Here is a 14305-nt window from a genome sequence, read left to right as displayed (position 1 = left end):
GCAAGCGACGAGGCGACGCGTACTCTCTGTAGTACGTTGAGCCTCTGCGCGCAGCGAGAACGCCGCTGGCGGACTTTCTCAACAGCCTGCTAGAAAAGCGTGCCAGGGTTTGGGAAGGTTCTAGACAGTAGGAGGTCTTTGGACAGGAGTAGGAATTCACTTAAGGAATCCGGGGTCTTTGAGGCATCATAGGGCCTGATACACTTGAAAGGCTTTCGTGAAAGTCCGCCGAGGGAGGACAGTGTTACATCCATATACAGGCTGGTTTCTCCTTGTAGGGATCTTGGTGCCTCTGAGTGGTTTCGGAGGGTTGGACTCCCTTGCGTTGGCGACTTCTGCCAAGCAACCAGTGGTTCATCCGCTCGCCCCAGAACGCCATGGTTCAGCAAAGTCACCCAGGGCAGATGCCAAGCCACAGGCCGGGACTGAGTCAACCAAGATGCTGCCTACGGTGGCGCAGGGACAGAAACCCTCCAAGCAAGTTCCCCGGAAGATCACTCTCCACCAGAAGGCGGTGATAGAACGGCCTTCCCCAGCCATCGTCGAGCCGAAGCCGGACCTCTCGTATCATGGAATACTCGAGCAGCCGCAACGTTATGATCCCAGCAGGGACCGCCGAGCAGGCCGACCGCCAAATCCCCAGGCCGGTGAGATCCTGCACGATCACTTTCAAGAACTCGACAAGAACCATGACGGAATGATCGATCCGTTCGAGCGAGCCTTTGGCCGGCTCGACATGAATCGTGATGTCAGCAACTATCAATGGGAATATCCCCCCCCTCCACGTAAATCTCCCTTAAAAGGCCCCTCGAATCGACTCAGAAAAAAAGCAGTCGCCAATATTTTCCCCACAGGCTCCTATACGAACTGGTCTGGCTGTCATGCCCTTCTTCAGTTTCGGGTGGTCCAAGCCGGGAATTCCCCACCCTCTCAATATTGTGGAATCCCCAAGCAATACCTACCCTTCCCACTATCTGCTTCCTAAAAAGGGCCCTGCCGCACGAGAGACTGGCTTGTAATATCCTGCAGGGGCCAGCGACGAAACTTCTAGCAGTCTGTCCGACATTGACAGTCAAAAGAGGAGTCCCCATGATACAAGACGAGATTACTATGCCCACCCCCTTGTCTGAGACAGCTATGCCGGCTAACTCGAGTGCCGGAAAACTTGCCATTGCCGTGGTGATTGCTGGCGCAATCGGAGCCTTCTTCTATTTTGATCTCGGACGATTTTTGTCATTGGCGGCACTGAAAGATAATCGCGATCACTTGCTAGCCTTCACGGAAGCCAACTCTGTCGGAGCCGCGGCGCTGTTCGTCCTCTGCTACATTGCGGTGACGGGGTTGTCGCTGCCAGGCGCAGTGATCCTGACATTGGCCGGAGGGTTCTTATTCGGTAGTATCTTCGGCACCCTGCTGGTGAACCTCGGAGCGACAGCAGGAGCGACACTCGCGTTTCTGGCTGCGCGCTACCTGTTGCGGGACTGGGTGGAGGAGAGATTCGGCAAGTGGTTGGAACCGCTCCAACAAGGGTTTGCTAAAAACGCGTTCAGCTATCTCGTCACACTCCGGCTGATTCCGCTCTTTCCATTTTTTGCCGTCAATCTGGTGTCCGGTTTGACGAGAATGAACGTCGGAAGCTACATAGCCGCCACAGCCCTGGGCATCATCCCTGGTTCCTTCGTCTATGCCTATGCGGGCCGCCAACTGGGGACCATCAACTCGTTGGGTGACATCGCCTCCGCCAAGGTCATTGCCGCTTTCGTGCTCCTCGGGCTCCTCGCGCTTGTGCCGATCGCTTACAAGAGGTTCTCGGTCAAAAAGGTATGACGCGCGAATTCCGTGAAACGTGAAACGTGAGGCGTGAAGCGTGAAGTGTAGTAGAAAAGGAAAATCCCGTTATGATTGCCCCCAGTTCAGAGAGGACGGCCTCGATGCGTGAGCATACAGAGGGTCTCCTTTTACCGAACGACGAGCACAATCGTATTCTGAAAGATAATGTCCATCCGTCCAATTGGGTCAATCCTGAACCGGCTGGCCGCTACAACATCGTGGTCATCGGGGCTGGGACGGCAGGATTGATAACGGCTGTCATTGCTGCCGGCCTAGGGGCCAAAGTGGCGTTGATTGAGAAACACTTGATGGGCGGCGATTGTCTCAATGTCGGCTGCGTGCCCTCAAAGGGAATGATTCGGGCATCGCGGGCTTGGACCGACTTGCGAAATGCCGAGGAGTTCGGTCTCCATATTCCTCCCGGTGTGAAGTACGATTTCGGAGCCGCAATGGCCCGCATGAGGAAGCTGAGGGCACGGATCAGCCACAACGATTCGGCCAACCGCTATACCAAGCTGGGCGTGGATGTCTATATCGGCAACGGGCACTTCATTGGAACCGATCGCATCCAAGTCCAAGGACCGGCCGGCAACAGGACCTTGACCTTTGCAAGGGCCGCGATTTGTACCGGCGCGCGACCCACCGTACCTTCGACAGCCGGCCTGGGAGAGGCGGGCTATCTCACCAACGAAACAGTCTTCTCGCTGACGGAGTTGCCGCCACGCGTCGGGGTGATCGGGGCTGGCCCCATCGGCTGCGAGTTGGCGCAGTCGTTCGCCCGTTTCGGGAGCCAGGTCTACCTGATCGAAACGACTCACGGCATCATGCCGAAAGAGGACCGCGATGCAGCAGACATCGTCGAGCAGCAGATGTTGCGCGACGGGGTAAAGTTGCTCTGTTGCGGGAAGGATGTGAAGGTACAAAGAACGGAGGCCGGCAAGCGGCTGACGGTCGATTCACACGGTCAGCGGTACGATGTAACGGTCGACGAGATTCTTGTCGGCGTCGGCCGGACTCCGAATGTCGAGGGAGTCGGACTGGAGGCGGTCGGCGTTGAGTTCGACAAGAATGGGATCACGGTGAACGAACGGCTGCAAACGACGAATTCCAAGATCTTCGCGGCGGGCGACGTTTGCTCCCGCTACAAATTTACCCATGCGGCCGATGCCATGGCGCAGATCGTTAGTCAGAATGCCTTGTTTCCACATCCGCTTGGATTGGGCTACGCAAGCGTCGATTCCTTGATCATGCCCTGGTGCACCTTCACGGAGCCGGAAGTCGCGCATGTCGGACTGTATGAGAGGGATGCAAAAGAGAAAGGCATCGGGGTCGAAACCTACACCTACAAGCTCGATGAGGTCGATCGCGCGATCCTCGATGGAGAAGAAGAGGGTTTCGCGAGGATTCACATTCAGAAGGGCACGGACAAGATACTTGGAGCTACAATCGTAGCGTCGCACGCAGGCGAGATGATCGGTGAGTTTTCCGTGGCGATGAAAGCCGGCGGCGGAGCCAAGACGATCGCCGGGACGATCCATCCCTATCCAACCCAGGCAGAAGTGAACAAGAAGGTGGTGAATCTTTGGCGGAAGGAACATTTCACTCCGAGTACGAAGGCCTGGCTTGCGAAGTTGTTCGCATGGATGAGGAGGAGGTGAGGGGATGCCGGCTGATGATCTTCTGTGCTCGCGCAACGCGCAGCCTCAGAAGGCCCTCGTTGGACACGCGAGCGTACGGATGACCTATCCTCCCTCATCGCAAAAGTGGATAGAAAGAAGGGTGTGGAAATTCGTGCTGATTGCGTTGGGGCTACTCATTGCACCCATAGCTGCCAGGGCTGAGTCTCCGTCGGTGATCGACGTTGCGAAGTTTTCGAGCGGGATGGTCGGGCAGACTGTCCCGGAAGGTTGGAAGCCGCTCACGTTTAAGAAGATTCCGAAACAGACGGTGTATGAATTAGTCAAGGATGGAGACGCAGTCGTCGTCAAGGCCGTGAGCGAGGCCTCCGCTTCCGGCCTCATCAAAGCAGTCAACATCGATCCAAAGGAATACCCGATTGTGCGGTGGCGATGGAAGATCGAGAATATTCTGAAACACAACGACGTGACCAGGAAAGACGGCGATGATTTTCCAGCGAGGCTCTATATTACCTTCGCCTACGATCCGGACAAAGTCAGTTTCGGCAAGAAGCTCAAGTTCAAAGCCGGTCAAGCGATCTTTGGCGACATTCCGATCGGGGCGTTGAATTACATTTGGGACACGCACGCGCCGGTCGGGGCGATTGTTGAGAATGCCTATACCGATTTTGCGCAGATGGTTGTGGTGGAGAGTGGAGCCCAGAAGGTGGGTCTCTGGGTGAGTGAAGAACGGAACATCTATGAAGATTACAAGAGGGCATTCGGCGAAGAACCACCGTTGATGAACGGCGTCGCCATCATGACCGACACGGACAACACGAAGGAACGGGCCACTGCCTATTATGGCGACATCCAGTTTGTTTCGGTTGGGAAATAGCCCTTCAAGGAAGGGGAAAAAAGAAGAGGCCGACCTGTTCAGGGCCGGCCTCTTCATGGACACTCCCGCGCGTGAGATGGGTGCGCGGATTCGAAATGGGAGTTACTGAATGGAATTCGCGAAGCCGCCTCGCGTAATTTCCGCGCGGACAGTGTCCCCAACCTTTTTCTTGTGGAGCTGTTTCGTCCCTTGTCCGACCAGCAGCTTGACGTGATTCCCTTCGTAATCTTCAACTGTGTAGATGTTGCCTTCGACTTTTTTGAGGGTTCCACCTAGGGTTTTCCAGGCCGGGCCCGGTGCAGAGTCGAACTGGCCTGCCTTGGGTGCCTCGGGCTGTTCCGGGACATGTCCAGCTGCTTCAGCCGCCGTTTTTGCAGAAGATTGGCTGGACTTCTTGGTTTTCGAATCCTTGGCCAGCGCCGGAGTGACTGCCAACGCAACAATGGCCAGGACAGTGAGCAGGACCGGGAGAATCTGCTTTTTCGCCTTGTGCATTACGAACCTCCTTCCAGTGAGTGGGGTAATTCCAACCCAGAACCCCTCAGCAAGCTGTGTGCCTTGGTGCGGTACGAAACTGATCAAGAAAATTGAGCAGATGAGAAGAGCTGGTGGCTAAGGGTCAGTGAAATACGAAGGACGCAGGAGAAAAACGGCATGCGTTTGTCCAAATATGACCGTATCTGCAGATATGAGGCGGAGCTGACGGCAGTAGCCTGCACGGCCATAACCCAAACGCTTCTGTCATTTGGCAGGATACTAAGAAAGTCTCACAGAGACCGTGGCGCGTGAAGCGCGAGGTATGCGAGAAAGACGCGATGACGTCCAGGCCAGTGAAATTCCGGCGTGACAAGAAAAGGTTGCCCGCAGGCTTCTAGCCGGTTCATGCTTAGAAGTAACCGGTATCTCCACAAGAATACTCTGGCCATCGTGGCTCCATTGCAACCGGAGCAACCGGCATGATGGCCTAATAAGAGTTAACCTCTGCCCTTAAGAGGGGCAAGGCTCCCTGAGCCAACCTAAAACCCCACAGTTTACCGTAGATATTTACTGAACCACCTATCAGGCATCCATCCACGCATACCAACAGCCTCCGCTCAATCGGGAAAGATTGAAGGGACGGTGCCTGTAATCACCAAATACTGAGGGAGGTTTGGCGCTTACGATATGGGAAATGGACTAGTCAATCATCTCGCAGGTGTCAGGGATATTTTGCTTAAGAGGACAGCTAGACATGTCTACATAAATCACCTTACAACCCACTATAAGAGGGGTATGGTTTCCTGAGCCGGTTAAAAGCTAGCTAAAGTCTCAAAATGGCTCCAGGAAACGATTGAAAGCCATTAACCATTTTATATAGATTCCCCTTGATATAGATTCTCCCCCCTAATCGGAGAGGGCCGGGATGGCCAGTAATTACCAAATTACAGCGGAACGTGACTGACCTACCACTCCGCCGACGCGGCCATGGGCCTTCTTTCAAGACATCCTGTAAGACGCCCGCATTCCCTGTTTACCTTTCCCCCCCTGCTCCGTCTAACCCATCAGATGAGGTTGGAGAGAGAGTGCGATCCCGCCGGCTCTCGCCTTAGAAAATGTGAACCGTCATGAGATTGAGGTCGTAGAAAGTTTTTTACAAAGGAGACGCGAGATGACACAGACAGGCTGGGACTGGCCGATCACAGATAGTCAGAGAAGTCACAGCGCGCGGGCGACGTTGTTGAGGCCGATACCATACGAGATGACGATACAGGGAGAAACCCCGGCTGCGTCGACCCACAGAGGGGAATTGCTCTCTCTGAACATCAGCAATGGAGGAATGCTGGTCTTGATGGATCAGGCCCCGGCGATCGAACAAGTGATGAAGGTCCATATGCCGACGCCCATCAACATGGCAGAAGTTCCGACCCTCGCTGAAGTGTGTTGGACAAAACCGTTACCGTTCGGCAAATCCGATGGCGAGGGCGCGGTTTTTGTCGGGCTCAAGTTCATATTTTAGATTGGAAGTCAAATTTCTAACACAGGGGGATCATTTCATGAGACGGTCATCTTTCTTATTCAATCTTCTCGGCGCAGTTGGCTTGGTGGGATTGCTCAGTGCCTGCGGCGGTGGCGGGGGGTCGTCCAGTCCGGCAACCGGCAGCGCCAGCGGATCAGCTGCCTCGTCCGGTACCGTTACCGGTTTCGGCAGTGTATTTGTGAACGGCAAAAGATTCGACACGAGCGGGTCGTCATTCACAGTCGACGGCCAGTCTGGCAGCCAGGGTGACCTCAAACTTGGCATGACAGTAACGGTTACCGGCTCGTTCAACGGAGACCAACGGTCAGCCAGCACAGTTCAGCAGAAGGATGCGGTAGAGGGTTTGGTGCAGTCGATCGCGGCGGACAGGCTGAGCCTGGTGGTTATGGGGCAAACTGTGTTGGTCGATAGTACGACCCTGATCGATGACAGCAATGGTCTTAACGGGAACATTGGCAATCTCGCCGCTGGAGACTTTGTGGAGGTGAATGGGCATATCAGGCCGGACGGAGTGATCCAGGCGACGTTCATCGAAAAGAAATTGGTCGGAGTGACGCCTGAAGTGCGTGGGTTTGTGAGCCTGCATGACGCGACCGCGAAGACCTTCAAAATCGGGAATTTAACTGTGGATTACTCGACATCGCTGATCGACAACATGCCGACTCCGAGTGGGAGCAACTGGAATGGGCTCTTCGTGGAAATAAAAGGAACGAACTTCAATTCTGTGACGACGACTCTCGTTGCCACAAAGGTCGAGCGGGAAAATCAGGGCTTCGGCAATAATATGGACGAATTCGAAGTGGAAGGATTCGTGACCCAGGTTGTAGGTGTTGGGGACTTCTTTATCGGGACAACCCATGTGCAAACGACTCCAAGCACGGAGTTTCGAGGCGGCACGATCGACGAGATCGTCGTGGGAGCGAAACTGTCTGCCGAAGGCCGGTTGGCTGACGGGATTTTGACGGCCAAGCATGTGAAGTTCCATGCGGCGGTGAAGCTGGAGGGGAACATTGCCACGATCAACGGGAATACCTTCACGATCGACGGACTTCCAGGTATCACGGTCACTGTGAATAGTCAGACGGAGGGTGGAAATAATTTGTCGGGCGGGAACCACGTGAGAGTCCGTGGCCGCCTGGGGAGCAGCAACTCCGTGATCGCGACACGAGTCGAACAGAGGTCGCAGGACGATGATGTGGATCTCCAGGGACCGGTGCAGTCAGTCTCCGGTCAGGTCCTGACGATCCTGGAAGTGGCGGTCGATACTTCGACGATCAGCAACGACAACTTTGAAGGGCTGAATGATCAAATCATCGGCCGCGCAGCCTTCTTCAATGTCGTGAAGGAGGGGACACTGGTCAAGGTGAAGGGCCGGCTGGCCAACGGCGTGGTGACGTGGCGTGAAGCGGAACTGGAAGATTAATTGAAAAGGAGGAGAAACATGATACGTTTTACGAGGTTGGTCCTGGTTGCGAGTACTCTGGCAATCGTGGCAACCCCGGTGTTGGCCCAGACAGCTCCTTCGATCCAGAGTGGTCAGGTGGATACCCCCGGGGCGTCGCAGAAGACGACGAGCGGTGTCAGGCTCGAAAGTGCAAACAATCGTGATGGCCGTCGAGTTGATAACCGGGGCGGTCGTGGCGGGAGCGAAAACAGCGGACCGGGGTCGGTCAATAGCGGGTCCGGGTCGGAGAACAGTGGACCTGGCTCGGCAAACAGCGGGCACGGTTCTGCCAATAGTGGCTCTGGGCACAGTGAGGAGAATAGTGGTCGAGGCGGTCAGGATGATAATCGAGTCTCACAGAGCGGTGATGTCAGGCAGGAAGACCGGCAAATGGATCGCCGAGAGGACCGGCGTGAAGACCGTCGCTCCAACAGCGGTGGGGAACTACGCGGCCTAGACCGTGCCGATCACGTGGCCGGTGATCATGGGAGGGAAGGGCGCGATAATGCCAGGACGGCTCAGATGGATCAGCCCAATCGACCGGACCGGGTTGAACTCCACCAGAGGCCGGATCAACTGGAGAGGCCGGAGCGAGAGGGACGACAGGGGCGGCACTGAACTGAACAGTTGCACAATGTGACGTGCACCGAGCGATGCCACCATCCGGTGGCATCGCTCGGTCTGTTTCCGGGGCCTCGCAGCAGGTTCAATACTAGTGCCGTACCGTATTAGGGAAAACCGGAATGGATAGGTGGAGCAGCAGGGTCATTGGGGGGATTCTAAGTCTCGTCGTGACGGCGAGCGCTGGATTGGCAGCAGATAGGATAGACCAAGGGACTCGACCGGCCTCCGAGACGCAATCGGCTTCTGAGGTTCAACCGGCCGCCATTCGGAATTGGCAAATTGGCTTTTCCCCGAGTTACTCAAGTGGAAACTTTGGAACGGATACAACGAGCACATTTTTGTATGCACCTATTTCTGTGCGGAGGTTCTTTCGCGATGGCGATGTGGCGGTGGTGATTCCGTTTGTGACAGCGACGACCGATGGGCAAACCACGTTCGTTGGAGGGAACCCAGTTCAGATCCAAGGTAGCGGTAGTAATAGCGGACCGGGAAATCAAAATAACAACACATGTTCTAATAGTGGCCCTGGAAATAATAACAATAATCCTGCATGCACTGGAGGGCTGACGACTCGTGTGCAAGGCAATGATGTGACGACTTCCGGAATCGGAGACATCATCATCAGGGGGCGCTACTACGTTCTTGAAGAGAGAGACTATCTCCCGTTAGTCGCCCTTACCGGTCGCCTGAAAATTCCTACAGCGAGTGCGAGTCAGGGATTGGGCACCGGAAAAATGGACGAAGGGGTCGGAGCGGAAGTGTCCAAGTTGTTGGGTGAGAAATGGCTCACGTTTCTCGACGGAGGCTTTAACGTTATTGGACGGCCCGAGGGGCTGGAGCTGCGGAACCAGTGGTGGTATGACGTGGGGGCTGGGTACTATTGGACGAAAAACCTGCTCACCAGCGTCTACTTCGAAGAGTACCGGTCGCTCGTGTCCGGACGGCAGAACATCCGCGACTTCTATTTTGCCGGCAACTACAAGGCCTCTGATGCCTGGCGGTACAATGCCGGGGTGACAGTCGGGGTGTCCAACGGAGCGCCGGATTATGCGTTCACATTGGGAACCAGCTATCGCTTCTAAGTAGACACAAAGCATCCCGCCAGTCTTGCGCGCAATATAGAATGGCGCTCCTCGAAAAAATCTTTGTAGTTGAAAGCATTGATGTTTTGGCGACATCTGACGCCTTGATAGGTCAGTAGAAGCCGCCTGTTTACGAATCGGCCGGTCGCTCGTCATATTCAGTAGAAGTGTTGAAGGGTTCTGAGCGGCCTGGTCTATATATGATGGTGGGTATGCCGCTTGAGCCACAGGGAGGGGTTGATGAGGCCAGACTCATCGCCCGCAGCCTGAAACAGGATCACGAAGCCTTTGGGCAGCTGGTCGATCGTTATGCCACTGTGACGATTAATCTGGCCTATCGGATGGTGGGGAATCGGACCGATGCGGAGGATCTTGCGCAAGAGACTTTCATCGCGGCATTCAAGGCCCTTCCGACATTTCGAGCCGATGCGAAGTTTTCGACCTGGCTCTATCGGATTGCGGCGAACAAGTGTAAAGATTGGCTCCGTGCCAAACGGCCTGAGCAGCTCGATGTCGAGGTGGACACGGTGGCGGATAAGCAGGTAGTGGAGGCCAGGACCCCGGAGCGGATTCTTTCGCAGCAGCAGGTGGCTGATCATCTGGACCGGGCAATCCAGCGGTTGCCGCCCCTCTACCGGGAGGCATTTATCTTAAAGCACGTCGAAGGACTCAGTTACGAAGAGATGGAAGAGATTCTTGGGGTAAACGGGGATACATTGAAGATGCGGGTCTACAAGGGGCGGGTGCAATTGAGCCGCGAGTTGGCGGAGTTCAACGACAGTCGGCCTCCTGTGGCGAGGTGATCTATGGATGACCAGGATCTCTTGATACAACGGTTTCTCGATCAGGATTTGGCGCCCGAGGAGCGAGTACGGTTCCTCGAAACCGTCGATGCTGATCCCCGGTTGCGCCGACAGTGGTTGAATCTTGAAATGGTCCTGTCGGAGGCAGCACGGCTTCCCAAGATCGCACCGTCGAGCCAATTTACCGCAGGGGTGCTGGCCAAGCTCGATAAGATGCCGAAGGGGTTCTTCGACCGGATGGCGGAACTCTTTACTGTACCCCGCACGTTGGAATGGAACTTGACCGGAGCGCTGGCGACTGCCTGTGTCGCCCTCGTGGCTGTCTGGGCCTTGGTGCAGATAAGGCCGGAGCGTATCGTCGAAGTACCGGTGGCTGCAACGCCTGCGCAGACAGTCTCGCTCGGCAGTGGGCAAGAGACGAAGGTATACGTGCGTCTGGTGCTCTTACAGCCTGAGGCTCGTTCTGTCTCGGTCGCCGGAGATTTCAATGGCTGGAATCCTGCCCAGACCAAGTTGGAGCGATCCGAAGGCGGTATGTGGACTGCGACGATCGCCCTGAAGCCGGGCCGGTATCAGTACATGTTCGTGATTGACGGTAAACAGTGGATCGCCGATCCCTTGGCGGAGGAAGGAGCAGGTGATGGATTTGGAGCACAGAATGCGGTGCTCGATGTCGCCATCTGAGCCTCCGAGCCGGTCCCTTGCAACGGATCGGGCTGTTGGGTACTCTTTCGTGCATGGTGACACTGTCCGCATGCTTCAGCCGCTTCATGTGCGTCGTCACGGCCGCATACATGATCGTCGGTCTGTCGGCCTGCGCGAAGACGATACAAAAGCCGGAGTTGCCGAAGCCTGTTGCCGGTGGTGTGCGATTCGTGCTGTTGGCGCCGGAAGCCAAGAAGGTGGCGCTGGTGGGTTCCTTTAACGGGTGGGCCGAAGAGGCAATCAAGATGAAGATGAGGGATGGAACAGGTTTCTGGTCGGTGGATGTGCCGTTGAAAGTTGGAGAATATACCTTCATGTATCTGGTTGATGGGACAAGGTGGGTGACGCCTCCCGCGGCTGAAGATTTTGTGACGGACGGATTCGGACAAACGAACGGAGTTGTGATCGTCCACTAAGGCTATGAGCAAGCGAGTCGACATACACGTGTGGCTTCTCTGCCTGGCCTTGAGCCTGCCCGCCATTCCGGCCCTGGCAGAACCGCTTTCGATGCAGGATCGTGAGGCGATCGATCGGCTGCGTGCGGCAAGGGGGCATTCGGCGGAAGAGGTCAATCGGTTGCTGGAACAGGTGAATAAGGCCGGCGATAGAGGCCTTCCGACCGAGCCGTTGGCGAATAAGCTGAAGGAAGGATTGGCGAAGGGTGTGGAGCCGAGGCGAATCGATCCGGTGTTGAAACAGATGGTGGGGAACTTCGAGTCGGCCAAAGAGGTGTTGCAAGAATCGGTGGCGAAGGGGATGGTCGATCAGGATCAAGGTAACCGTCAGCGAGCCATGGAATCGTTGGCGGAAGCACTCGGTCGCGGAGCTACAGTCGATGAAGTGCGCGAATTGGCGAGAATGGGACAGCACCAGGGACAAAGGATGAGCGAAGACACGCTGGCGATGGGCGCCAAAAGTTTAGCGGTGATCAAGGAAGCACATATCCCTTCGAAAGACGGCGCGGCGGTTGTGGCGGAGGGCATGCGCCAGGGCTTTCGTCCGTCTGAGTTGGCGGACCTTGCGCGCGAAATGAAACGGCATGGGCAAGAATTCCGCGAGGGTCGTATCACCACGGAGTCTGTTCGCGATCAGATTTCCAGAGGTGAGCGGAGCGATCGGCTGTTCCGCGACCAGGGTCACAGCGGGTCCGGCGGCGGGGATCGGGGCGGGGAGCGGATAGATCGGGGCAGAGATTCGGATCGCGGTGGGCGGGATGATCGCGGTGAACGTCCTGACCGTGGTGATGCCCGCGACGACCGAGGCGGGCGATCGGACGGTGGTGGGGGTGGTGGTGGCGGCGGGCGCGACCACTAATTAATACCCGCATTCTTCTCTTTTCTTTCATTTCCTTAAAAACCCCGTACAGTACTGGTGTCGTCTAGAAAGCCTGTGGGTCAGGCCGCTCTTCGTCTAGTCACGTCTTGGGAGATCGCAGGTGACTCGATGCAAGGAGACATCATAATCACACACCAGGAGGTCGCGATGAAAAGAGTATTGTTCACAGTCACTGCAATGGCGTTGCTGATGACCGGAATGGCCTATGCGGAGGCTGAAACGCCGGTGATCGACCAGAGACAGGCGAATCAGGAACAGCGGGTCGATCAGGGAGTTGTCAGTGGGCAGCTGAATAAGCGGGAAGCCAACCGGCTAAACAGGCAGCAGCGACACATCAACAAGGTGGAAGGCAAAGCAAAAGCCGATGGCGTCGTGACGAAAAAAGAGCGGGCCAGGATTAACAAGGCGCAGAATCGCGCCTCGCACCAAATTGCCCGAGAGAAGCACGATGTTCAAGGGAAGCGGCATCAGTAACGAGAAGCGTATCGGTGGAGATAAGAAGGGGGGCTCACGATCCGAATCGTGAGCCCCTCGTTTCGTTCAGTCAGACCATCCCGACCAGACAGACTTCCGGGGAGCTTGCTACAATGGCGCCATGAGGAGCCGGAGCAAGCAGGTCATTTCACTCAACCGATTGCCTGCGGGCCATCTCCGGCTATTGAGGCAAATCGGCTGGCTCGCAGACGAGCGAAGCCTGTCCGTCTATCTTGTCGGCGGAGTGGTGCGCGATCTCTTGCTGAAGCGGGGGAATTGGGATCTTGATCTTACTGTGGAGGGAGATGGAATCGCCTTCGCGAGGCTGGTGGCAAGCCGGTACGGGGCCGGGCTGGCGGTATTTGAGCGGTTTGCAACGGCGCGGCTTACGTTTCCAAATGGCCTCAAGATGGATATCGCGACGACTAGGCGAGAGTCCTACGCGCAGCCAGCCCTCCTGCCGACGGTTCAGCATTCGTCGATTAAAGAGGATCTCTCTCGGCGGGATTTCACGATCAATGCCATCGCGGTGCAACTCAACCAGCGGCAGTTCGGTCTGGTGCTCGATCCCTACGAAGGGCAACGCGATCTGCGGGCTCGCACCATTCGTGTACTGCACGCAGGCAGTTTCCTGGACGATCCCACGCGCATCTTCAGAGCGATCCGGTTCGAACAACGGTTCGGCTTCCACCTTGAGCGCACCACAGCGCGCCTACTCGCTCAAGCGGTCTCTACAAATTTGATCCAGCGACTCTCCGGCCCTCGATTGCGGAACGAAATCCTGTTGTTGTTCGCCGAGGGAGATCCTGTACGCGCGATTGCGCGACTAGAGCAGCTGAAATTGCTTCGCTTCCTCCATCGCCGTCTGCGCTACACGACGAAGGTGAAGCGAACGGTCACTGCCGTTCCAAAGGCACTCGCCTGGTGGGTGAGCCGATTCCAGGACTCTGCGATCGACAGGCCGATCCTGTATCTGATGGGCTTGTCGGGTGAGTCCAGCCCACTCGTGGTCGCCACGATGATCCGGCGGCTTGCGCTGTCACGAGAACAGGCCAGGAACGTGACGGTCGGAGGAAGGCGGATCGATCGCGCAAGGAAGAGACTTACCGATGCAAGGGCGATACGACCATCGCAGGTGTATCGCCTCTTGGCAGAATTCTCGGACGAGGCCCTCGTGCTGCTTCTCGCAAGGCAAGTCGCGATGCGACACGACGTGCGGCTAACTCTGCTGAAACGACATCTTGTTGCATACACGAAGAGCAGAACGGTCAAGTCATCACTGACGGGGCGGGATCTTCAGTCTATGGGGTTGAAACCAGGACCGCAGTACAAAACCATCTTGGGGAAATTATTGGGCGCGCGCATCGATGGCGTGATCACAACCGAGGCGGAGGAGCGCGCTTTTGTTAAGAAACGGTTCGGTTAGCAGGCAGGGACAAGGCCAGTCTGTCTGGCCTATCTAGTTCAACCAAACAAA

The 14305-nt window shown here is 56.2% G+C and carries 15 protein-coding genes; 14 read left to right on the top strand and 1 reads right to left on the bottom strand.

The genetic code is table 11. The features are described 5' to 3' along the window. Window positions 1-241: 241 nt before the first annotated feature. The 4 genes from HZB34_13775 to HZB34_13760 all read left to right on the top strand — a co-directional run bounded on the left by HZB34_13775 (window position 242) and on the right by HZB34_13760 (window position 4344). Window positions 242-985 carry a hypothetical protein gene (locus HZB34_13775; GenBank protein ID MBI5317029.1) on the top strand — a complete coding sequence of 248 codons (744 nt, stop codon included), beginning with the start codon at window positions 242-244 and terminating at the stop codon, window positions 983-985. 152 nt (window positions 986-1137) lie between these two features. Continuing rightward, window positions 1138-1827, top strand: a complete 690-nt coding sequence (locus tag HZB34_13770; protein ID MBI5317028.1) for a TVP38/TMEM64 family protein — start codon at window positions 1138-1140, stop codon at window positions 1825-1827. 104 nt (window positions 1828-1931) lie between these two features. Continuing rightward, the gene (locus tag HZB34_13765; GenBank protein ID MBI5317027.1) at window positions 1932-3488 is read left to right on the top strand and encodes a mercuric reductase; all 1557 of its coding nucleotides are present in this window, start codon (window positions 1932-1934) and stop codon (window positions 3486-3488) included. Between the two features lie 79 nt (window positions 3489-3567). Next, window positions 3568-4344 (top strand): DUF3047 domain-containing protein, encoded by a 777-nt coding sequence (locus HZB34_13760; GenBank protein ID MBI5317026.1) that lies wholly within the window; start codon window positions 3568-3570, stop codon window positions 4342-4344. Between the two features lie 102 nt (window positions 4345-4446). Here the strand turns inward: HZB34_13760 and HZB34_13755 are convergent, their stop codons facing one another. Beyond that, window positions 4447-4839, bottom strand: a complete 393-nt coding sequence (locus tag HZB34_13755; GenBank protein MBI5317025.1) for a hypothetical protein — start codon at window positions 4837-4839, stop codon at window positions 4447-4449. A 1153-nt stretch (window positions 4840-5992) separates the two neighbouring features. Between HZB34_13755 and HZB34_13750 the strand changes: the two genes are divergently transcribed. The 10 genes from HZB34_13750 (at window position 5993) to HZB34_13705 (ending at window position 14254) form a co-directional block, all read left to right on the top strand. Beyond that, complete coding sequence (locus HZB34_13750; GenBank protein MBI5317024.1) at window positions 5993-6340, top strand: PilZ domain-containing protein; 348 nt, start codon at window positions 5993-5995, stop codon at window positions 6338-6340. 37 nt (window positions 6341-6377) lie between these two features. After that, the gene (locus HZB34_13745) at window positions 6378-7784 is read left to right on the top strand and encodes a hypothetical protein (GenBank protein ID MBI5317023.1); all 1407 of its coding nucleotides are present in this window, start codon (window positions 6378-6380) and stop codon (window positions 7782-7784) included. 18 nt (window positions 7785-7802) lie between these two features. Beyond that, window positions 7803-8423 carry a hypothetical protein gene (locus HZB34_13740; GenBank protein MBI5317022.1) on the top strand — a complete coding sequence of 207 codons (621 nt, stop codon included), beginning with the start codon at window positions 7803-7805 and terminating at the stop codon, window positions 8421-8423. 344 nt (window positions 8424-8767) lie between these two features. Beyond that, on the top strand, window positions 8768-9511 hold the full coding sequence (locus tag HZB34_13735) for a transporter (protein MBI5317021.1): 744 nt from the start codon (window positions 8768-8770) through the stop codon (window positions 9509-9511). 212 nt (window positions 9512-9723) lie between these two features. Then, window positions 9724-10314: a sigma-70 family RNA polymerase sigma factor gene (locus tag HZB34_13730; protein ID MBI5317020.1), complete on the top strand. Its 591-nt coding sequence runs from the start codon at window positions 9724-9726 to the stop codon at window positions 10312-10314. A 3-nt stretch (window positions 10315-10317) separates the two neighbouring features. Then, on the top strand, window positions 10318-10998 hold the full coding sequence (locus tag HZB34_13725; protein ID MBI5317019.1) for an isoamylase early set domain-containing protein: 681 nt from the start codon (window positions 10318-10320) through the stop codon (window positions 10996-10998). Between the two features lie 35 nt (window positions 10999-11033). Continuing rightward, window positions 11034-11435, top strand: coding sequence for an isoamylase early set domain-containing protein (locus tag HZB34_13720; GenBank protein ID MBI5317018.1), 402 nt, complete (start codon window positions 11034-11036; stop codon window positions 11433-11435). A gap of 4 nt (window positions 11436-11439) precedes the next feature. Beyond that, the gene (locus HZB34_13715) at window positions 11440-12333 is read left to right on the top strand and encodes a hypothetical protein (protein MBI5317017.1); all 894 of its coding nucleotides are present in this window, start codon (window positions 11440-11442) and stop codon (window positions 12331-12333) included. Window positions 12334-12501: 168 nt separating this feature from the next. After that, entirely contained in the window at window positions 12502-12828 is a 327-nt protein-coding gene (locus HZB34_13710) for a hypothetical protein (protein MBI5317016.1), read from the top strand. A 121-nt stretch (window positions 12829-12949) separates the two neighbouring features. After that, window positions 12950-14254: a CCA tRNA nucleotidyltransferase gene (locus tag HZB34_13705; GenBank protein MBI5317015.1), complete on the top strand. Its 1305-nt coding sequence runs from the start codon at window positions 12950-12952 to the stop codon at window positions 14252-14254. Window positions 14255-14305: the final 51 nt, after the last annotated feature.

The sequence above is a fragment of the Nitrospirota bacterium genome, from assembly GCA_016219645.1.
GTDB lineage: Bacteria > Nitrospirota > Nitrospiria > Nitrospirales > Nitrospiraceae > Palsa-1315.
This window is presented reverse-complemented; position numbering and strand designations above follow the sequence as displayed.